Source organism: Burkholderia sp. LFS061 (genome assembly GCF_047978125.1).
Lineage (GTDB): Bacteria > Pseudomonadota > Gammaproteobacteria > Burkholderiales > Burkholderiaceae > Burkholderia > Burkholderia pyrrocinia_C.
Map to the genome: position 1 here is coordinate 75,726 of NZ_JBFPFS010000031.1, position 19,260 is coordinate 94,985.

Genomic DNA, 19,260 nt, shown 5'->3' on the forward strand with positions numbered 1-19,260 from the left:
CGACGCAGGCCAGCACGGTGAAGGAAATGATCCCAGAAACGCTTTCGCACTTTCAGAGGAGTCGCATGCGGAGTGCCATCATCGCTGCCGCCGCCGTTGCGGCGCTGGCTGGTTGTTCGTCGTACGACAGCGTGACGCAGCGCATCGCGCAGAGCATCACGCCCTATCGGATCACCGTCGTGCAGGGCAACTTCGTGTCGCAGGAGAAGGCCGCACAACTGCAGGTCGGCATGACGCGCGAGCAGGTGCGCGCGTTGCTCGGCACGCCGCTGCTGGCGGACATGTTCCACGCCGACCGCTGGGATTACCTCTTCTACTTCAAGCGCGGCTCGACATCGATCGTCCAGCAGCGCGATCTCGTCGTGACCTTCTCGGGCGATCGCCTCGCGGGCTGGACCGGCGCCGAGAACCTGCCGTCCGAGCTCGACCTGCTGGCCGATATCGACGGCGATCGCGGCGGCAAGAAGGCGAAGGCGGCCGCGGCGGCGAAGGCCGCTTCCGAGGCGGCTGCCGCGCGCGCTGCACAAGCGGCGAGCGCGCCGGCGCCGGAGGCTGTCGCCAGCCCGTCCGCCGTGCCGGCGTCCGGCGCGGTGGTCGACCAGGATGCGAACGCGCAGGCCGCCCGCGCGGCGAACCGCGCGACCAACCAGGTATCGGGTCAGGGCTCGAACGCGCGCCGCTTCGCGCCGGCCGCGCAGGCTGCCGCCGGTGCGCCGGTGCCGGGCGGCCAGCCGCCGGGCGCGGTGCCGGCGATCCAGCCGCAGTTCCAGTTCCATCGTCCGCCGCAGCCGAACGCGTCGAGCGAGGCGTCGCCGCCGGTCGGCCCGCAAGGCTCGGACACGCTGCAGAACCAGCCGCTCACCGCGCCGGCCCAGTCGCAGTAAGCGGCCGGCGTGCGGAAACGGGGCGGCTTGCGCCGCCCGCCTTTAGACCTGTCGTGTAGAAAGCCATGAAGATTGCGATTGCCGGCGCATCGGGCCGAATGGGCCGGATGCTGATCGAAGCCGTTCTCAACGATCCCGACGCACAGCTCGTCGGCGCGCTCGACCGCGCCGATTCGCCGTTCCTCGGCCAGGACGCCGGCGCGTTCCTCGGCAAGGAAACCGGGATCAAGCTGACCGACGACCTCGACGCCGTGTTCGCGCAGGCCGACTACCTGATCGATTTCACGCGCCCGGAAGGCACGATCGCGCACGTCGAGGCCGCGCTGCGCCACGACGTGAAGCTCGTGATCGGCACGACCGGCTTCACCGCCGAGCAGAAGGCCGAACTGCAGGCCGCCGCGGGCAAGATCGGCATCGTGTTCGCGGCGAACATGAGCGTCGGCGTGAACGTCACGCTGAAGCTGCTCGAATTCGCGGCCAAGCATTTCTCGCACGGCTACGACATCGAGATCATCGAGGCGCATCACCGCCACAAGGTCGATGCGCCGTCGGGCACCGCGCTGATGATGGGCGAAGCCGTCGCCGGCGCGCTCGGGCGCTCGCTCGACGATTGCGCGGTGTACGGCCGCCACGGCGTGACGGGCGAGCGCGATCCGTCGTCGATCGGCTTTGCCGCGGTGCGCGGCGGCGACATCGTCGGCGATCACACCGTGCTGTTCGCCGGGATCGGCGAGCGCATCGAGATCACGCACAAGTCGTCGAGCCGCGTGTCGTACGCGCAGGGCGCGCTGCGCGCGGTCCACTTCCTGTCGGCGCGCGGCGCCGGCCTGTTCGACATGCAGGACGTGCTCGGCCTGCGCTGACACCCAACGGGGAAACTCCGATGGCGATTCCCACCGGCGTTGTCCACTACCTCGAAAGCGGCGATGCGATCACGCATGCCGTTGCCTATGTGCTGCTGGCGATGTCCGTCGCCAGCTGGTGCTTCCTCTTCATGAAAGCCTGGCTGCTGGTCCGCGCGAAGCGACAGGGGCCGCGCGCGCTCGCCGCGTTCTGGCGAGCGCCGTCGCTCGACGCGGGCATCGCCGCGCTGGCCGGCGCCGATCGCGAGCGCGTGTTCGTGCCGCTCGCCGAGGCCGCGCGCGATGCGGCCGACGATCACGATCCGGCTGCGCTGGCCGCGCGCGTCGAGCGCGGCGAACGCGTGCTGCGCGCGTTGCGCCATGCGATGCTGCGCTCGCAGCGGCGTCTCGAATTCGGCCAGGTGCTGCTCGCGTCGATCGGCAGTACCGCGCCGTTCGTCGGGCTGCTCGGCACCGTCTGGGGCATCTACCACGCGCTCGGCAGCATCGCCGCGAGCGGGCAGGCGCAGATCGAGAACGTCGCGGGGCCGGTCGGCGAGGCGCTGATCATGACCGCATTCGGGCTCGTCGTCGCGATTCCGGCCGTGCTGGCCTACAACATCCTCGGGCGGCTCGTGCGGCAGCTCGCCGAGGAACTCGACGGCTTCGCGCGCGACCTGCACGTGTTCGTGTGCGCGCAGGGCGCCTGACGCGCCGGCCCGGGAGGAACGACCATGGCATTCGGCGGACTCGAGCACCACAAGACCTCCGCGCCGATGGCGGAGATCAACATGACGCCGCTGATCGACGTGATGCTGGTGCTGCTCGTCATCTTCATCATTACCGCGCCGCTGATGACGCACGCGATCCGGCTCGACCTGCCGAAGGTCGCGGCCAGCGTCGCGCGCGACACGCCGCAATCCGTCACGCTGTCGATCGACGACGCGGGCAAGCTGTACTGGGACGACGCGCCGGTTGCGCTCGACGCGCTGCCCGCGCGCTTCCGGGCCGCCGCCGCGGGCGGCGCGCCGCCCGAGCTGCGGCTGCGTGCGTCGCGCGCGACGCGCTACGACGTGATCGCGCAGGTGATGGGTGCCGCGCAGGCCGCGGGCCTCACGCGGATCGGCTTCGTGACCGACGTGCCGCCGCAGGCGGGCGGTTCCGCCGCGCCGTCTGCCGTGCCGGCGAACCGCTGAGCGGATCTTCCGGCCGGTCCACGCCCGCCGCGGGATCGGCCGACCGCCGCGAGACCGGCCGTACGGGCCGGCGCGGGCGGTATAATCATCGTTTTTCCCGGTTGGCAGGCTTTTTCAGGTAACCCGGAATTTTCCAGGCTACCCGGGCATGCTGCGGGTTACCCGGAAAATACCCGGAAACCGTGAACAGGTCCGGCAACAGCGAACCTGCAGGTCCGCCGGGCAAGCACGAATTTCGATCCACTCCTGCGCGCGAGCCGTCGCGCCGCTTAAAGCCTAGTCCGAACCACACCATGCACGAGAGATACGTACCCGCCGACGTCGAAGCCGCCGCCCAGGGCGACTGGCGCGCAGCCGATGCCTACAAGACGAAGGAAGATTCGCAGAAGCCGAAGTTCTACTGCGTGTCGATGCTGCCGTACCCGTCCGGCAAGCTGCACATGGGTCACGTGCGCAACTACACGATCAACGACGTGATGTACCGCTATCTGCGGATGAACGGCTACAACACGCTGATGCCGATGGGCTGGGACGCGTTCGGGATGCCGGCCGAGAACGCCGCGATGGCGAACGGCGTGCCGCCCGCGAAGTGGACCTACGACAACATCGACTACATGAAGGGCCAGATGCAGTCGATGGGCCTCGCGATCGACTGGTCGCGCGAGATCGCAACGTGCAAGCCCGACTACTACAAGTGGAACCAGTGGCTGTTCCTGAAGATGCTCGAGAAGGGCATCGCGTACAAGAAGACGGGCACCGTGAACTGGGATCCGGTCGACCAGACCGTGCTCGCGAACGAGCAGGTGATCGACGGCCGCGGCTGGCGTTCGGGCGCGCTCGTCGAAAAGCGCGAGATCCCGATGTACTACCTGCGGATCACGCAGTACGCGGATGAGCTGCTGAACGATCTCGACGGCCTCGGCTGGCCCGAGCGCGTGAAGATCATGCAGCAGAACTGGATCGGCAAGAGCTTCGGCGTGAACTTCGGCTTCCCGTACGAACTCGACGGCGAGAAGAAGTTGCTGCGCGTGTTCACGACGCGCGCCGACACGATCATGGGCGTCACGTTCTGCGCGGTCGCGGCCGAGCACCCGCTCGCCACGCGTCTTGCACAGGACCAGCCCGAACTGCTGGCGTTCATCGACGAATGCAAGCGCGGCGGCGTCGCCGAGGCCGACGTCGCGACGATGGAGAAGAAGGGCGTCGCGACGGGCTTCTCGGTCACGCATCCGCTGACGGGCGAGCCCGTCGAGGTGTGGATCGGCAACTACGTGCTGATGAGCTATGGCGAAGGCGCGGTGATGGGTGTGCCCGCGCACGACGAGCGCGACTTCGCGTTCGCGAAGAAATACGACCTGCCGATCAAGCAGGTGATCGCGGCCGAAGGCCAGACGTACTCGCTCGACGCGTGGCAGGAGTGGTACGGCGACAAGGAAGTCGCGGCCTGCGTCAACAGCGGCAAGTACGACGGCCTCGCATACGGCGCGGCGGTCGACGCGATCGCGGCCGACCTGAAGGCCGGCGGCTTCGGCGACAAGCAGGTCACGTGGCGCCTGCGCGACTGGGGCGTATCGCGCCAGCGCTACTGGGGCACGCCGATCCCGATCATCCACTGCCCGTCGTGCGGTGACGTGCCGGTGCCGGAGAAGGATCTGCCCGTCGTGCTGCCGGAAGACCTCGTGCCGGACGGCTCGGGCAATCCGCTCGCGAAGTCGGAAGCGTTCCTGAACTGCACGTGCCCGAAGTGCGGCGCGGCCGCGAAGCGCGAAACCGACACGATGGATACCTTCGTCGATTCGTCGTGGTACTTCTCGCGCTACACGGCGCCGGACGCCGAGACGATGGTCGACGCGCGCACCGACTACTGGATGCCGATGGATCAATACATCGGCGGCATCGAGCACGCGATCCTGCACCTGCTGTATTCGCGCTTCTGGACCAAGGTGATGCGCGACCTCGGCCTCGTGAAGTTCGGCGAGCCGGCGAAGAACCTGCTCACGCAGGGGATGGTGCTGAACGAGACGTTCTACCGCGAAGACGCATCGGGCAAGAAGACCTGGTACAACCCGGCCGACGTGACGGTCACGCACGACGACAAGGGCCGCCCGGTCGGCGCGACGCTGAACACGGACGGCCAGCCGGTCGTGCTCGGCGGCATCGAGAAGATGTCGAAGTCGAAGAACAACGGCGTCGATCCGCAGGTGCTGATCGACCTGTACGGCGCCGATACCGCGCGCCTGTTCACGATGTTCGCCGCACCGCCCGAGCAGCAGCTCGAGTGGTCGGGCGCCGGCGTCGAGGGCGCGAGCCGCTTCCTGCGCCGCGTGTGGAGCTTCGGTTACGCGAACCGCGAAGCGCTCGCCGCGCGCGCGGGCTTCGATGCGGCCGCGCTCGGCGAAGCCGACAAGGCGCTGCGCCGCGAGATCTACAGCGTGCTGAAGCAGGCCGATTTCGACTACCAGCGCCTGCAGTACAACACGGTCGTGTCGGCCGCGATGAAGATGCTGAACGCGGTCGACGGCGCGAAGGGCGCGACGCCCGGCGTGCTGCGCGAAACGTACGGCGTGCTGCTGCGCGTGCTGTACCCGGTCGTGCCGCACGTCACGTTCGAGCTGTGGAAGGCGCTCGGCTACGCGGACGAATTCGGCCCGCTGCTCGATGCACCGTGGCCGAAGGTCGACGAAGCCGCGCTCGAGCAGGCCGAGATCGAACTCGTGCTGCAGGTGAACGGCAAGGTGCGCGGCGCGTTGAAGGTCGCGAAGGACGCGAGCCGCGAGGCGATCGAAGCCGCGGCGGTGGCCGACGACGCGTTCGCGAAGTTCAGCGACGGCAAGCCGGCGAAGAAGATCGTCGTCGTGCCGGGCCGCCTCGTGAACATCGTCGTCTGACGGCCGCCGGCCGTCGGACGTACCCAGAAGGAGCGAAGGTGATCCGCAGATCGTTTTTGATGCTCGTCGGCAGCGCGGTTGCGCTGTCGGCATGCGGCTTCCAGTTGCGGGGCCAGCAGGACTATGCGTTCAAGCACCTGCTGGTGGCCGGCGCGCCGGCGCCCGTCGAGGCGCGGCTGACGCGCCTCGTCGAGGCCGGCAGCGACACGAAGATCGTCAAGTCGGCGGACGACGCCGACGCCGTGCTGCGCATGTGGGAGTCGCGTGGCCAGAACACGCTGACGCTCAACAAGTACGGCTCGGCGCAGGAGTACGCGCTGTTCTATACGCTGAACTACACGCTGACGAGCAAGGACGGCACCGTGCTGATCCCGCCGAGCGCGATCGCACTGAACCGCGCGATGACGTACAGCGACCAGTACACGAACGCGAAGGCGCAGGAAGCCGACATCCTGTACGGCGACATGCAGAACGATGCGGTCGACCAGTTGATGCGGCGTCTCGCGATCGTCCACTCGCTGACGCCGGCGCCGGAGGACGTGGTGCCGGGCGTCGCGCCGCGCGCGCCGCTGCCGCCGCCGCCGCTCTGATCGACGGCGCACGCAGCGATGCAATTGCGACTTGATGCGCTGGAGCCGCACCTCGCGAAGGGGTTGGCCGGGCTCTATACCGTCTACGGCGACGAGCCGCTGCTCGCGCAGGAAGCATGCGACCGCATTCGTGCGGCCGCGCGCGCGGCTGGCTTCACCGAGCGTTCGGTGCATACGGTCGAGCGCGGCTTCGACTGGAGCGTGCTGCTCGGCGCGACCCAGGCGATGTCGCTGTTCGGCGAGCGCCAGCTGATCGAGCTGCGCATTCCGTCGGGCAAGCCCGGCAAGGAAGGCGCCGATGCGCTGAAGACGCTCGCGGCCACCGCCAATCCCGATGCGCTGATGCTCGTCACGCTGCCGCGTCTCGATGCGGCCACGCAGAAATCCGCGTGGTTTACCGCGCTGCAGAACGGCGGCGTCGCGCTGAAGATCGATCCGGTCGACCGCGCGCAACTGCCGAACTGGATCGGCCAGCGCCTGTCGATGCAGGGCCAGCGCGTCGCGGCCGGCGACGACGGGCGGCGCGCGCTGCAGTTCATCGCGGAGCGCGTCGAGGGCAACCTGCTCGCCGCGCACCAGGAAATCCAGAAACTCGGGCTGCTGTATCCGCAGGGCGCGCTGTCGTTCGAGCAGGTGCACGATGCGGTGCTGAACGTCGCGCGCTACGACGTGTTCAAGCTGAACGAAGCGATGCTCGCCGGCGACGCCGCACGGCTCGCGCGGATGATCGACGGGCTGAAGGGCGAGGGCGAGGCGATCGTGCTCGTGATGTGGGCCGTCGTCGAGGAGTTGCGCACGCTGCTGCGGATCAAGCGCGGCGCGACGGCCGGCAAGCCGCTGGCGACGCTGTTGCGCGAAAACCGCGTGTGGGGTCCGCGCGAGCGGCTGATCGGCCCCGCGCTGAACCGCGTGTCGGAACCCGTGCTCGAGAAGGCGCTCGCGTTCGCCGCGCAGCTCGACCGGCAGGTCAAGGGGCTCACGGCCGTCGTGCCGGGCCGCCGCACGCAGGACCAACCGCCGCCCGATCCGTGGGACGGGCTGTTCCAGCTCGCAATGACGGTCGCGGGCGCGCGCGGCGAGCGACCGCCGACCGCGGGTCGCGTGCGACGCTAAGTCCCGTTCGGGCCTTCAGCGCGCGCTGCGCAACCCGCTTACAATGCTTCGAAAGCCGGGGCGACCATCCGCGGCGCGGCCTTCCGGCCGCCGCGCCCCACGGATGGCCACCCACGGATGGCCGCCCCTCGCTTCCCCACGAATTCATGCCGCCCAGCGCGGCTTGCTTCTCGAGTCACACGATGGATATCGATCAGTACATGACCGACCTGGGCCGTCGCGCCCGGCACGCTTCCCGCGCGATGGCGCGCGCCAGCACGGCCGCGAAGAACGCGGCGCTCGACGCCGTGGCCCGCGCGATCGAACGCGACGCGCAGACGCTGAAGGATGCGAATGCGCGCGACGTCGCCCGCGCCCGTGAAAAAGGGCTCGATGCGGCGTTCGTCGACCGCCTGACGCTGTCGGACAAGGCGTTGAATACGATGGTCGAAGGCCTGCGCCAGGTTGCGTCGCTGGCCGATCCGATCGGCGAGATCGGCAACCTCAAGTACCGCCCGAGCGGGATCCAGGTTGGCCAGATGCGCGTGCCGCTCGGCGTGATCGGCATCATCTACGAATCGCGCCCGAACGTGACGATCGACGCGGCCGCGCTGTGCCTGAAGTCGGGCAACGCGACGATCCTGCGCGGCGGCTCCGAAGCGCTCGAATCGAACACGGCGCTCGCGAAGCTGATCGGTGAAGGGCTCGCGGCGGCCGGCTTGCCGCAGGACGCGGTGCAGGTCGTCGAAACCGCCGATCGCGCTGCGGTCGGCAAGCTGATCACGATGACCGAATACGTCGACGTGATCGTGCCGCGCGGCGGCAAGAGCCTGATCGAGCGCCTGATCAACGAGGCGCGCGTGCCGATGATCAAGCACCTCGACGGCATCTGCCACGTGTATGTCGACGATCGCGCCGATCTCGACAAGGCGCTGACCGTCTGCGACAACGCGAAGACGCACCGCTACGGCACCTGCAACACGATGGAGACGCTGCTCGTCGCGAGCGGCATCGCGGCGAAGCTGCTGCCGCCGCTCGGCAAGCTGTACCGCGACAAGCAGGTCGAGCTGCGCGTCGATGCGGCCGCGCGCGCGGTGCTCGCCGACGCGGGCGTCGGCCCGCTCGTCGATGCGACCGAGGAAGACTGGCACACCGAATATCTCGCGCCGGTGCTCGCGATCAAGGTGGTCGACGGCCTCGACGCAGCGATCGAGCACATCAACCAATACGGCTCGCATCACACGGATGCGATCGTCACCGAGGATCACGACCGCGCGATGCGTTTCCTGCGCGAGGTCGATTCGGCGAGCGTGATGGTTAACGCGTCGACGCGCTTCGCGGACGGCTTCGAATTCGGTCTCGGCGCGGAAATCGGCATCTCGAACGACAAGCTGCACGCACGCGGCCCCGTGGGCCTGGAAGGGCTGACGTCGCTGAAGTACGTCGTGCTCGGGCACGGCGAAGGCCGCCAGTAAAGCGAGGCGCACAACCGATGGCAATGCTCTGGGTCAAGACGTTCCATATCGTTCTGATCGCCGCGTGGTTCGCGGGGCTGTTCTACCTGCCGCGCATCTACGTGAACCTGGCCATGGAAACCGATCCGGCCGCGGTGCGACGCCTGCTGCTGATGGCGCGCAAGCTGTTCCGCTTCATGACGATGATCGCGGTGCCGGCGCTGGCCTGTGGGCTGTGGCTCTGGCTCGCGATCGGCATCGGCCAGGGGCAGGGCTGGATCCATGCGAAGGTGACGGTCGTGCTGCTGCTCATCGTCTATCAAGCATACTGCGGGCATCTGCTGCGGGTGTTCGAGCGCGGCGAGAATCGCCGCACGGACAAGTGGTACCGCGTGTTCAACGAGCTGCCGGTGCTCGGCATGCTCGCGGCGGTCGCGCTGGTCGTGATCAAGCCGTTCTGATCGGTGCGGCCGGCGAGGCTGCCGGCCCGACCCATGCGCAACGGCGCCCCTTGGGGCGCCGTTGTTCGTGTGCGCGCTGCTTCCGTGTGGCGCCTGTTCAATCCTTCGAGCCGTCGTCGATTCGCCGGCGCGTGATCGCTTCCTTCGCGCGGCCGACCCGTTCCATCAGCGCGGGGCCGCGCGACAGCGCGACGCCGACCGCGAGGATGTCGCCGATCGCGAGATGCGACATCCGCGACGTCATCGGCGAGAACACGTCCGTTTCCTCGGCGACGTTCGACGCGAGGCTCACCGTCGCGAGCTTCGCGAGCGGCGAATGGCTCTGCGTGATCGCGACGACTTTCGCGCCGCACGCGAGCGCGGAGCGCGCGGCGTCGACGATGTCGCGCGTGCGGCCGGTGTTCGAGATCGCGACGACGACGTCGTGCGGCCCGAGCAGCGCCGACGACATCGAGAACGTGTGCGGATCCGAATACGCGACGCTCGGCACGCCGAGCCGGAAGAACTTGTGCTGGATGTCCTGCGCGGCGATGCCCGAGCCGCCGGCGCCGTAGAACTCGATGCGCGACGCGTTCGACAGCAGCGCGATCGCCTCGGCGACGCTGCCCGCGGACAGGCTGTTGCGCACCTCGATCAGCGCGCCGATCGTACGGTCGAACACCTTGCCGATGATGCCGGGCGCCGGTTCGTCGGGCTCGACGTCGCGATACACCGACGACACGCCCGGCGCGACGCTCTGCGCGAGCCGGATCTTGAATTCGCGAAAGCCGCTGCAGCCGAGCGCCTGGCAGAAGCGCGCGATGGTCGGCTGGCTGACGCCCGCGCGCGTCGACAGCTCGGTCATCGCGAGGTCGAGCACCTCGCGCGGCGCGGCGAGGATGTAGTCGGCGAGCTTGCGCTCGGACGGGCGCAACTCGGCGCGGATCGCTTCAATGCGAGGCAGCATGGGACAGTGGCTGGAAATCGGGTTCGGATGAGCGAGTGTATCGCAATCGAATTGTAGAAAATCTACATGGAAATACTAGCGTTATTGCAGTGCTTGCGACACGATGGCGGTGCGGGTAATTAGGGTTTTCACTGAGTAAAGCCTTGCTGGTGGCGGGAACGAGGGTTGCGCGCGAATCGATCTGCATTGCACGCTTGTAGTTTTTCTACTAGACTGGCTTCGTTCAGTCGATGCATTCGACCGTCCCCACGATTCCAACCGCCGGTGTCGGCCGGCATACAGGAGCGCCCAGCATGACGTCGCTGCACCCCACTCTGGCGAAGGTCACCGAACGCGTGATCGCCCGCAGCCAATCGACCCGTTCCGCCTATCTGCACCGCATCGACGGCGCGCAGGGCAAGTTCCCGGCGCGCGGCGCGCTGTCCTGCGCGAACCTCGCGCACGGCTTCGCGGGCCTCGAGGGCAGCGACAAGTTCGCGATCAAGACAATCCGCGAGCCGAACATCGGCATCGTGTCCTCGTACAACGAGATGCTGTCCGCGCACGCGCCGTACAAGGATTTCCCCGACATCATCAAGGCCGCCGCGCGCGAGAACGGCGGTGTCGCGCAGTTCGCGGGCGGCGTGCCGGCGATGTGCGACGGCGTCACGCAGGGCAACCCGGGGATGGAGCTGTCGCTGTTCTCGCGCGAGGCGATCGCGATGGGCACGGCGATCGCGCTCACGCACAACATGTTCGACGCGGCGCTCTGCCTCGGCATCTGCGACAAGATCGTGCCGGGCCTCCTGATCGGCGCGCTGCAGTTCGGCCACCTGCCGACCATTTTCGTGCCGGCCGGCCCGATGACGAGCGGCCTGTCGAACGACGACAAGGCGAAGATCCGCCAGCAGTTCGCGACCGGTCAGGTCGGCCGCGACGCGCTGCTCGAAGCCGAATCGGCCGCGTATCACGGCCACGGCACCTGCACGTTCTACGGCACCGCGAACAGCAACCAGATGCTGATGGAGCTGATGGGCCTGCACCTGCCGGGTTCGGCGTTCGTCCATCCGCACACGCCGCTGCGCACCGCGCTGACGGCCGAGGCCGCGCGCCGCGTGCTCGACCTGACCGTCGAGCGCGGCCGCTACACGCCGATCGGCCATGTGATCGACGAGAAGGCGATCGTCAACGGGATCGTCGCGCTGCTCGCGACGGGCGGCTCGACCAACCACACGCTGCACCTCGTCGCGATCGCGCGTGCGGCCGGCATCCTGATCGACTGGAACGATTTCGACGAACTGTCGGCCGTCGTGCCGCTGCTCGCGAAGATCTACCCGAACGGCAAGGCCGACGTGAACCACTTCCACGCGGCGGGCGGCGTCGCATTCCTGGTGCGCAACCTGCTCGAAGGCGGGCTGCTGCACGAGGACGTGACGACAGTTGCCGGCAAGGGGCTGTCGCACTATACGAAGGAGCCGAAGCTGATCGACGGCAAGCTCACGTGGGTCGACGGTGCGGCCGAGAGCCACGACACGAAGGTGCTGCGCGGCATCCGCGACCCGTTCCAGCCGGACGGCGGTCTGCGCCTGATGCAGGGCCGGCTCGGCCGCGGCGTGATCAAGATTTCGGCGGTCGCGCCCGAGCACCGCAAGGTGACGGCGCCCGCGATCGTGTTCGATTCGCAGGAAGCCGTGCAGGAAGCGTTCGATCGCGGCGAGCTGAAGCGCGATTTCGTCGCGGTCGTGCGCTTCCAGGGGGCGCGCGCGAACGGGATGCCCGAGCTGCACCGTTTGACGCCGCTGCTCGGCGTGCTGCAGGATCAGGGCTTCCACGTCGCGCTGGTGACCGACGGCCGCATGTCGGGCGCGTCGGGCAAGGTGCCGGCCGTGATCCACGTGTCGCCGGAAGCGCTGCTGGCCGGCCCGCTGGGCAAGGTGAAGACGGGCGACACGCTCGTGATCGACGCGGAAGCCGGCGTGCTCGACATCGAGGTCGACGACGCCGAGTGGCACGCGCGCCTGGTCGCGCAGCCGCTGCACCAGGCCGAGAACGAGGTCGGTTTCGGGCGCGAACTGTTCGGCGTGTTCCGCGCGGCCGCGGCGCCGGCCGAGCAGGGCGCATCGGTTTTCGGGACGCTGGTCGGCGAAACGGCCGTCCGCGTCGACGCATGAATTTCAAGGAGCGAATTTGATGAAGACGATTGCTGAAATCGTGAAGCTGGGCCCGGTCATTCCGGTGCTCGCATTCGACTCGGTCGAGCAGGGCGAGCACGTGTCGCGCGCGTTGCACGCGGGCGGCGTGAAGGTGCTCGAGATCACGCTGCGCACGCCGGCCGGCCTGGAGGCGATCCAGCGCGCGAGCCAGCTCGCGGACGACATCGTCGTCGGCGTCGGCACGATCACGAAGCCCGAGCACTGCGCGCAGGCGAAGAAGGCCGGCGCGAAGTTCGGCGTGTCGCCGGGCCTGACGAAGGACCTGCACCTCGCGTCGCTCGACGCGGGCCTGCCGCTGCTGCCGGGCGTGATGACGCCGAGCGACATCATCCAGGCGCTCGAATTCGGCTACGAGATCGTGAAGTTCTTCCCCGCGCAGCAGGCGGGCGGCGTGCCGATGCTGCAGGCGTTCCACGGCCCGTTCCCTGCGCTGAAGTTCTGCCCGACTGGCGGCATCACGGTCGACACCGCGCCGAATTTCCTGAAGCTGCCGAACGTCGTGTGCGTCGGCGGCTCGTGGCTCACGCCGAAGGCTGCGCTCGCCGCGCAGGACTGGGCCGAAGTCACGCGCCTCGCGCAAGCCGCGAGCCAGCTTTTCCGCTAAAACTCGTACGGAATGATGGTTTGACCCTCGGAAGGCAAGCGCTTAGTGCTTGTTTTACCGAGGGTTTTTGCTGATGGAACCGGTTCTATCCGCGAACCCTAAAGATAAGTAAAATTCAGCGTCCTGACGGTGGGGGGTCTCCCCGCTGTTTCGGAGACCTGCATAGCCGGGCATACTCGCAACGATCCGCCCGGTTCGAATAATCCCAAGGAGGAGTCCACATGGGGGCTGTCCAAGGCAGCATGCTGCTCATCTATACCGTGATCGCGATCGTGGCGTTGATCGTGATGATCGCGCGGTTCAAGATCTATCCGTTCCTGGTGCTCATCATCGTGTCGCTCGGCCTCGGCCTGGTGGTCGGGATGCCGATGGACAAGATCGTCAAGTCGTTCGAGACGGGCAACGGCAATACGCTCGGCCACATCGCGATCGTCGTCGGCCTCGGCACGATGCTCGGCAAGATGATGGCCGAATCGGGCGGCGCCGAACGGATCGCGACCACGCTGATCGACTGGTTCGGTGAAAAGAACATCCACTGGGCGATGATGTTCGTCGCGATCATCGTCGGCCTGCCGGTGTTCTTCGAAGTCGGCTTCGTGCTGCTGATCCCGATCGCGTTCAACGTCGCGAAGCGCACCGGCAGGTCGCTGCTCGTCGTCGGCCTGCCGATGGTGGCCGGCCTGTCGGTCGTGCACGGGCTGATCCCGCCGCACCCGGCCGCGCTGCTCGCGGTCCAGCAGTACGGCGCCGATATCGGCAAGACGATCGCATTCGGCCTGATCGTCGGCGTGCCGACCGCGATCGTCGCGGGCCCGCTGTTCGCGCTGACGATCTCGAAGTTCGTGAAGCTGCCGGAGAACAACCCGCTCGCCGCGCAATTCGTCGACACGCACACCGAAGGCAAGAAGCGCGAGCTGCCGGGCTTCGGCATCACGCTGTTCACGATCCTGCTGCCGGTGATCCTGATGCTGGTCGGCAGCTGGGCCGACCTGGTCTTCGCGCCGAAGACGCTGCCGAACAACCTGCTGCGCTTTGCCGGCAACTCGGACGTCGCGCTGCTGATCGCCGTGCTCGTGAGCTTCTTCACGTTCGGCAAGCTGCAGGGCTTCAACCGCGACCAGATCCAGAAGTTCTGCGGCGAGTGCCTGGCACCGATCGCCGGGATCACGCTGATCGTCGGCGCGGGCGGCGGCTTTGGCGGTATCCTGCGTGATAGCGGGATCTCGCAGCAGATCGTCGCAACGGCCACGCAGGCGCACCTGTCGCCGCTGCTGCTCGGCTGGTTCGTCGCCGCGCTGATTCGTCTGGCCACGGGCTCGGCGACGGTCGCGATGACGACCGCCTGCGGCATCGTCGCACCGATCGCGGCGGCATCGGGGGCGGCAGTCCGTCCGGAACTGCTGGTGCTCGCGACGGGCTCGGGCTCGCTGATCTTCTCGCACGTGAACGACGGCGGCTTCTGGCTGATCAAGGAATATTTCGGGATGACGGTCGGCCAGACGTTCAAGACCTGGACGCTGCTCGAAACGATCATCTCGGTGCTCGGCCTGAGCTTCACGCTGCTGCTGAGCATGGTTTTGTAACAAGGGGTAGTCAATGATTCTGATCGCAATGGGCGTGTCGGGCGCGGGCAAGTCGCGAATCGGCGAAATGCTGGCGGAACGCCTGTCGTGCAGCTATACCGACGGCGACGCGTTTCACAGCGCGGCGAACAAGGAAAAGATGCACCACGGCATTCCGCTCACCGACGACGACCGCTGGCCGTGGCTGCGCTCGATCCGCGAGGCCATCGAGGAAAAGCAGCGCGCGGGCGAGACGGCCGTGTTCACGTGCTCGTCGCTGAAGCGTTCGTACCGCGACGTGCTGCGCGGCACCGACACCGACGTGCGGTTCGTGTATCTGCAGGGTTCGTTCGACGTATTGCGCGAGCGCCTGAAGACCCGCACCGGCCATTTCTTCGATCCGTCGCTGCTGAAGAGCCAGCTCGACACGCTCGAGGAGCCGGGCCCGGACGAAGCGATCGTGGTCAGCATCGAGCTGACGCCCGAACAGATCGTCGATCAGGTGATGGTGAAGATCGGTCTCGCGCAGCAGCACTGAGCGCAATTCGCGGCAATCGTGATGAAAATGGCGCCCTTCGGGGCGCCTTTTTCGTTGGCGGCGCGCCAGCCGGTCAGGCCGCGTGCGCGCGCTTCGCGATGCCGTCGAGCAGCACGTCGAGCATCGTGTCGTGCACGATCTCCGGATCGAGCTGCGCATAGAGCGGGGCGGCCGACCTGACGAGCGGATGCGCGGTGTCCGACAGCGCGTTCATTTCCGCCAGCTCCACGTCGTTCGCGGGCCGCGTGAGGCCGCCGGCCTCGGCGGCGGCGAGCCCGATCACGCTCGCATACCAGCCGACGCACACCGACGGCAGCGCCGCGCGCGGAATGCCGGCGTCGACCAGCGCACGGTGCACGGCCTCGATGTGCGCGAGATCGGCCGGCCCCGTGCTCATGTGGCGCTGCAGCAGCGCGAACGCGGCCGGGTGGCGCAGCGCGAGCGCGCGGTACTGGCGCGCGAGATCGCGCAGCCGTTCGCGCCACGGCAGCGCGTTGTCGACCGGCACGAGCGAGCGCGACAGCGCGTTCGCGATCGCGCGGCTCAGGCCGTCCTTCGACTTGAAGTGATACAGCACGCTCATCGGGTCGCAGCCGACCGACTGTGCGAGCTTGCGTACGCTGAATGCGGCTTCGCCGACTTCTTCGAGCAGCGCGAGCGCGGCCGCGACGATCGCGTCCTTGTCGAGGCCGCGCGGGCCCTGGGCGGGTTTGTCTTTCATCGATGCGGGCTGGCGGCCGGAGCGGATCCGGCCGTAAACTTGACGAAAGCTTATTCTACACTGTAGAATTATTTCTGCGATGTAGAAATTGGGTGTCCCGGCACCTTTCAATGCGTGCTTTCGCACAGTCCGGGATCCAGGCGGCACGAGCGTGTCCGCCGTCAACACGGGCCATCGCGCCCCTTTTCTCGTTGACACCCATGTGGAACCGGCTGCCCCACACGCAAAGCCAGAAGGCTTCGACAGGCGGCCCAAGACCATGCAAGTGCAATCATGACTTCCAATCACCAACCCCTGATCCAGGGCGAATCGCGTTTCGAGCAAACGCAACTGAACATCGAGAAAGACAACTGGAACTGGTGCGCCCCGGCCCGCTACGACGGCGAGCGCCCGGCCAACTGGTACGAGGCTTCGCTGTCGCGCCACGCGAACGGCGCACCGCTCGCGCACGACGTCGTGTGCGACGTGCTCGTGATCGGCGCGGGCCTGCTCGGCGCATCGGCGGCGCTGCATCTCGCGGAAGCGGGCGTCGACACGATCCTCGTCGACAAGCATCACGTCGGCTCGGCCGCATCGGGCCGCAACGGCGGGCAGTTGACGCCGGGCCTCGCGCGCTGGGAAGCGGCCGACATGATCGACCATCTGTCGCACGACGATGCGAAGCGGCTGTGGCGCTTCGCGTCGACCGAATCGATGGACCTGATCGATGCGATCGGCGCGCGTTACGCGCTCGATCTCGACCGCAAGCGCGGCCACGTCACGGCGGCGGTCCACCCCGGCCACATGAGCGCGCTGCTCGACGGTGCGGATGCGCGCCGTCATCTCGGCGACGCGGGCGTGATGCTCGTCGGCCGCCATCAACTGCACGACGAATACGTGCGCTCGGGGCTGTACCACGGCGCGGCGATCGACGCGATCGGCGGGCAGATCCATCCGCTCGCGCTCGTGCGCGGCCTCGTGCACGGCTTCCGGCTGAACGGCGGCGCGCTGTTCGAGGGCACCGAGGTGCTCGAGCTCGACGAAACGCCTGCGGGCGTCGTCGCGACGACGCCGGGCGGCACGATCACCGCGCGCCGCGGCGTCGTGCTCGCGCTGCACAACACGACGTTCCGGCTGCTCGACGACGGCGGGGCCACAACGGTGCCGTTCTTCACGTACGTGAGCGTGACGGCGCCGCTCGACGTCGATGTCGCGACGCTGATGCCGGCCGGCATGCCCGTGTACGACACGCAGTTCCAGATCGACTACTACCGGCCGGTGCGCGGCAACCGGCTGCTGTTCGGCGGGCAGGGCACCGGCAGCTGCTGGGCGCAGCCCGACGTCAACGCGTATCTGCTGACGCGGCTGAACACGGTGTTTCCGCAGGTCGACGGCAGTTTCGCGCTCGACTACTGCTGGAGCGGCGTCAGCGACTTCACGCTGAACGGTGCCACCGACAGCCGCAAGACCGACAGCCGCGTGCCGATGTACATGGTGCAGGGCTGGAGCGGCCACGGCGTTGCGCAGACGGTGCGGATCGGCAAGGCGATCTGCGACGATTTCGTCGGCCGCAACGACGATTTCTCGATGCTGACCGGCATCGACCATCGTGAGATTCCGCTCGGCCGTCAGTTGTCGCCGATCGCGATCCCGGCTGCGAAAGCGGCGATGAGCGTGATGAGCGCGCTCAACCCGGGCCGGATGATTTCTTTCTGAGCGCCTGAAAGGAAAAAGCCCGCTGCGATTGCTCGCAGCGGGCTTTTGTTCGTCCGGCGGAGGCGGCGCTTACGCGATCCGCTTCGCGAGTTCGACGGCCTTGCCGATGTATGACGCGGGCGTCATCACGAGCAGGCGGTCCTTCGCATCCTGCGGGATCGCGAGCGTGCCGACGAACTGCTGCAGCGCTTCGCGCGTGATGCCCTTGCCGCGCGTCAGCTCCTTCAACTGCTCGTACGGGTTCTCGATGCCGTAGCGGCGCATCACCGTCTGCACCGGCTCGGCGAGCACTTCCCAGCAGTTGTCGAGATCTTCGTTCAGGCGCTGCGGGTTCACTTCGAGCTTGTCGAGGCCGCGGATCAGCGAGTCGTACGCGAGCAGCGAGTAGCCGAGCGCGACGCCCATGTTGCGCAGCACCGTCGAGTCGGTCAGGTCGCGCTGCCAGCGCGATACCGGCAGCTTGTCGGCGAGGTGGCGCAGCGTCGCGTTCGCGAGGCCGAGGTTGCCTTCCGAGTTCTCGAAGTCGATCGGGTTGACCTTGTGCGGCATCGTCGACGAGCCGATTTCGCCGGCCTTCGTCTTCTGCTTGAAGTAGCCGACCGAGATGTAGCCCCACACGTCGCGGTCGAGGTCGAGCAGGATCGTGTTCGCGCGCGCGACCGCGTCGAACAGCTCGGCCATGTAGTCGTGCGGCTCGATCTGGATCGTGTACGGGTTGAACGTGAGCTTCAGGCGGTTTTCGATCACGTCGCGCGAGAACGCTTCCCAGTCGAATTCCGGATACGCGGACAGGTGCGCGTTGAAGTTGCCGACCGCGCCGTTCATCTTGCCGAGGATCTCGACCTTCTCGATGCGGGCGATCGCACGCGCGAGACGCGCGGCGACGTTCGCGAGTTCCTTGCCGAGCGTCGTCGGGCTGGCCGGCTGGCCGTGCGTGCGCGACAGCATCGGCTGTTCGGCATGCGCGTGCGCGAGCGCGACGAGGCGCTGGTGGACCGTGCGCAGCGCCGGCAGGATCACGTGTTCGCGCGCGCCGGCGAGCATCATCCCGTGCGACGTGTTGTTGATGTCCTCGGACGTGCACGCGAAGTGGATGAATTCGCTCGCCTTCTCGAGTTCGGCCTGGCCCTTCACCGATTCCTTCAGCCAGTATTCGACGGCCTTCACGTCGTGGTTCGTCACGCGCTCGATTTCCTTGATGCGCGCGGCGTCGTGCGCGGTGAAGCGCTCGGCGAGCTGCAGCAGGAATTGCTCGGACGCGTCGGAGAAGCGCGGGACTTCCGCGAAGCCGGCGCGCGACAGCGCGATCAGCCAGTGCACCTCGACGGTGACGCGGTGGCGCATGAAGGCGGCTTCGGAGAGCCAGTCGCGCAGCGCTTCGGTCTTGCTGGCGTAGCGGCCGTCGATGGGCGAGAGCGCGGTGAGGGCGAAAAGCGTATCGGGACGAGTGTCGGACATGGTCGGGCGGGCCTTGGGGCCGGGTCGAGCGAGGGGAGGGAGAATCCGGCATTTTACCATCGGCGCGCGACGATCCCGGCCGCGCGCGGCCGGCGGCTGCCGCCGCGTGCCAACGCCGCGCCGGCGCGGGTGCGCAG

The 19,260-nt window shown here is 67.7% G+C and carries 17 protein-coding genes; 14 read left to right on the forward strand and 3 right to left on the reverse strand.

The window, feature by feature from the left end:
• Nucleotides 1–65 precede the first annotated feature (65 nt).
• The 9 genes from ACNQQL_RS24515 to ACNQQL_RS24555 all read left to right on the forward strand — a co-directional run bounded on the left by ACNQQL_RS24515 (nt 66) and on the right by ACNQQL_RS24555 (nt 9,407).
• Nucleotides 66–884 (forward strand): outer membrane protein assembly factor BamE, encoded by an 819-nt coding sequence (locus ACNQQL_RS24515; protein ID WP_072436334.1) that lies wholly within the window; start codon nt 66–68, stop codon nt 882–884.
• Between the two features lie 65 nt (nt 885–949).
• Nucleotides 950–1,747, forward strand: a complete 798-nt coding sequence (gene dapB, locus ACNQQL_RS24520; protein WP_347066283.1) for a 4-hydroxy-tetrahydrodipicolinate reductase — start codon at nt 950–952, stop codon at nt 1,745–1,747.
• 20 nt (nt 1,748–1,767) lie between these two features.
• Nucleotides 1,768–2,436, forward strand: coding sequence for a MotA/TolQ/ExbB proton channel family protein (locus ACNQQL_RS24525; RefSeq protein WP_059581034.1), 669 nt, complete (start codon nt 1,768–1,770; stop codon nt 2,434–2,436).
• Between the two features lie 24 nt (nt 2,437–2,460).
• Complete coding sequence (locus ACNQQL_RS24530) at nt 2,461–2,922, forward strand: ExbD/TolR family protein (RefSeq protein WP_072436333.1); 462 nt, start codon at nt 2,461–2,463, stop codon at nt 2,920–2,922.
• Nucleotides 2,923–3,215: 293 nt separating this feature from the next.
• A complete protein-coding gene (gene leuS / locus ACNQQL_RS24535) occupies nt 3,216–5,810 on the forward strand; it encodes a leucine--tRNA ligase (protein WP_204425769.1) in 2,595 nt (864 codons plus the stop codon).
• A 38-nt stretch (nt 5,811–5,848) separates the two neighbouring features.
• A complete protein-coding gene (gene lptE / locus ACNQQL_RS24540; RefSeq protein WP_034182717.1) occupies nt 5,849–6,400 on the forward strand; it encodes an LPS assembly lipoprotein LptE in 552 nt (183 codons plus the stop codon).
• Nucleotides 6,401–6,418: 18 nt separating this feature from the next.
• The gene (holA, locus tag ACNQQL_RS24545) at nt 6,419–7,513 is read left to right on the forward strand and encodes a DNA polymerase III subunit delta (RefSeq protein WP_111015313.1); all 1,095 of its coding nucleotides are present in this window, start codon (nt 6,419–6,421) and stop codon (nt 7,511–7,513) included.
• Nucleotides 7,514–7,695: 182 nt separating this feature from the next.
• Nucleotides 7,696–8,967, forward strand: a complete 1,272-nt coding sequence (locus tag ACNQQL_RS24550; RefSeq protein WP_347066289.1) for a glutamate-5-semialdehyde dehydrogenase — start codon at nt 7,696–7,698, stop codon at nt 8,965–8,967.
• Nucleotides 8,968–8,984: 17 nt separating this feature from the next.
• On the forward strand, nt 8,985–9,407 hold the full coding sequence (locus ACNQQL_RS24555) for a CopD family protein (protein ID WP_347066291.1): 423 nt from the start codon (nt 8,985–8,987) through the stop codon (nt 9,405–9,407).
• A gap of 97 nt (nt 9,408–9,504) precedes the next feature.
• Here the strand turns inward: ACNQQL_RS24555 and ACNQQL_RS24560 are convergent, their stop codons facing one another.
• Nucleotides 9,505–10,353, reverse strand: coding sequence for a MurR/RpiR family transcriptional regulator (locus ACNQQL_RS24560; protein WP_347066293.1), 849 nt, complete (start codon nt 10,351–10,353; stop codon nt 9,505–9,507).
• A gap of 293 nt (nt 10,354–10,646) precedes the next feature.
• On the opposite strand from ACNQQL_RS24560, the gene edd reads away from it, so the two are divergent.
• The 4 genes from edd (at nt 10,647) to ACNQQL_RS24580 (ending at nt 15,249) form a co-directional block, all read left to right on the forward strand.
• Complete coding sequence (gene edd, locus ACNQQL_RS24565) at nt 10,647–12,503, forward strand: phosphogluconate dehydratase (RefSeq protein ID WP_347066295.1); 1,857 nt, start codon at nt 10,647–10,649, stop codon at nt 12,501–12,503.
• A gap of 19 nt (nt 12,504–12,522) precedes the next feature.
• On the forward strand, nt 12,523–13,149 hold the full coding sequence (eda, locus tag ACNQQL_RS24570) for a bifunctional 4-hydroxy-2-oxoglutarate aldolase/2-dehydro-3-deoxy-phosphogluconate aldolase (RefSeq protein WP_347066297.1): 627 nt from the start codon (nt 12,523–12,525) through the stop codon (nt 13,147–13,149).
• A gap of 221 nt (nt 13,150–13,370) precedes the next feature.
• Nucleotides 13,371–14,732, forward strand: a complete 1,362-nt coding sequence (locus ACNQQL_RS24575) for a GntP family permease (protein WP_347066299.1) — start codon at nt 13,371–13,373, stop codon at nt 14,730–14,732.
• 13 nt (nt 14,733–14,745) lie between these two features.
• Nucleotides 14,746–15,249, forward strand: coding sequence for a gluconokinase (locus ACNQQL_RS24580; protein ID WP_072436328.1), 504 nt, complete (start codon nt 14,746–14,748; stop codon nt 15,247–15,249).
• Nucleotides 15,250–15,322: 73 nt separating this feature from the next.
• Here the strand turns inward: ACNQQL_RS24580 and ACNQQL_RS24585 are convergent, their stop codons facing one another.
• Nucleotides 15,323–15,970: a TetR/AcrR family transcriptional regulator gene (locus tag ACNQQL_RS24585; RefSeq protein ID WP_347066301.1), complete on the reverse strand. Its 648-nt coding sequence runs from the start codon at nt 15,968–15,970 to the stop codon at nt 15,323–15,325.
• 273 nt (nt 15,971–16,243) lie between these two features.
• Here ACNQQL_RS24585 and ACNQQL_RS24590 point away from each other — a divergent pair, with 273 nt between their 5' ends.
• The gene (locus tag ACNQQL_RS24590; protein WP_347066303.1) at nt 16,244–17,665 is read left to right on the forward strand and encodes an FAD-dependent oxidoreductase; all 1,422 of its coding nucleotides are present in this window, start codon (nt 16,244–16,246) and stop codon (nt 17,663–17,665) included.
• 69 nt (nt 17,666–17,734) lie between these two features.
• Here the strand turns inward: ACNQQL_RS24590 and purB are convergent, their stop codons facing one another.
• On the reverse strand, nt 17,735–19,123 hold the full coding sequence (gene purB / locus ACNQQL_RS24595) for an adenylosuccinate lyase (protein ID WP_347066305.1): 1,389 nt from the start codon (nt 19,121–19,123) through the stop codon (nt 17,735–17,737).
• Nucleotides 19,124–19,260: the final 137 nt, after the last annotated feature.

What these genes read in the sequence shown, in the direction of transcription:
- ACNQQL_RS24515 (WP_072436334.1), top strand. Translation starts at nt 66, where the DNA reads ATGCGGAGTGCCATCATCGCTGCCGCCGCCGTTGCGGCGCTGGCTGGT.
- edd (WP_347066295.1), top strand. Translation starts at nt 10,647, where the DNA reads ATGACGTCGCTGCACCCCACTCTGGCGAAGGTCACCGAACGCGTGATC.
- purB (WP_347066305.1), bottom strand. Translation starts at nt 19,123, where the DNA reads ATGTCCGACACTCGTCCCGATACGCTTTTCGCCCTCACCGCGCTCTCG.
- ACNQQL_RS24555 (WP_347066291.1), top strand. Translation starts at nt 8,985, where the DNA reads ATGGCAATGCTCTGGGTCAAGACGTTCCATATCGTTCTGATCGCCGCG.
- dapB (WP_347066283.1), top strand. Translation starts at nt 950, where the DNA reads ATGAAGATTGCGATTGCCGGCGCATCGGGCCGAATGGGCCGGATGCTG.
- ACNQQL_RS24590 (WP_347066303.1), top strand. Translation starts at nt 16,244, where the DNA reads ATGACTTCCAATCACCAACCCCTGATCCAGGGCGAATCGCGTTTCGAG.
- ACNQQL_RS24575 (WP_347066299.1), top strand. Translation starts at nt 13,371, where the DNA reads ATGGGGGCTGTCCAAGGCAGCATGCTGCTCATCTATACCGTGATCGCG.
- ACNQQL_RS24550 (WP_347066289.1), top strand. Translation starts at nt 7,696, where the DNA reads ATGGATATCGATCAGTACATGACCGACCTGGGCCGTCGCGCCCGGCAC.
- leuS (WP_204425769.1), top strand. Translation starts at nt 3,216, where the DNA reads ATGCACGAGAGATACGTACCCGCCGACGTCGAAGCCGCCGCCCAGGGC.
- ACNQQL_RS24530 (WP_072436333.1), top strand. Translation starts at nt 2,461, where the DNA reads ATGGCATTCGGCGGACTCGAGCACCACAAGACCTCCGCGCCGATGGCG.
- ACNQQL_RS24525 (WP_059581034.1), top strand. Translation starts at nt 1,768, where the DNA reads ATGGCGATTCCCACCGGCGTTGTCCACTACCTCGAAAGCGGCGATGCG.
- ACNQQL_RS24580 (WP_072436328.1), top strand. Translation starts at nt 14,746, where the DNA reads ATGATTCTGATCGCAATGGGCGTGTCGGGCGCGGGCAAGTCGCGAATC.
- eda (WP_347066297.1), top strand. Translation starts at nt 12,523, where the DNA reads ATGAAGACGATTGCTGAAATCGTGAAGCTGGGCCCGGTCATTCCGGTG.
- ACNQQL_RS24560 (WP_347066293.1), bottom strand. Translation starts at nt 10,353, where the DNA reads ATGCTGCCTCGCATTGAAGCGATCCGCGCCGAGTTGCGCCCGTCCGAG.
- ACNQQL_RS24585 (WP_347066301.1), bottom strand. Translation starts at nt 15,970, where the DNA reads ATGAAAGACAAACCCGCCCAGGGCCCGCGCGGCCTCGACAAGGACGCG.
- holA (WP_111015313.1), top strand. Translation starts at nt 6,419, where the DNA reads ATGCAATTGCGACTTGATGCGCTGGAGCCGCACCTCGCGAAGGGGTTG.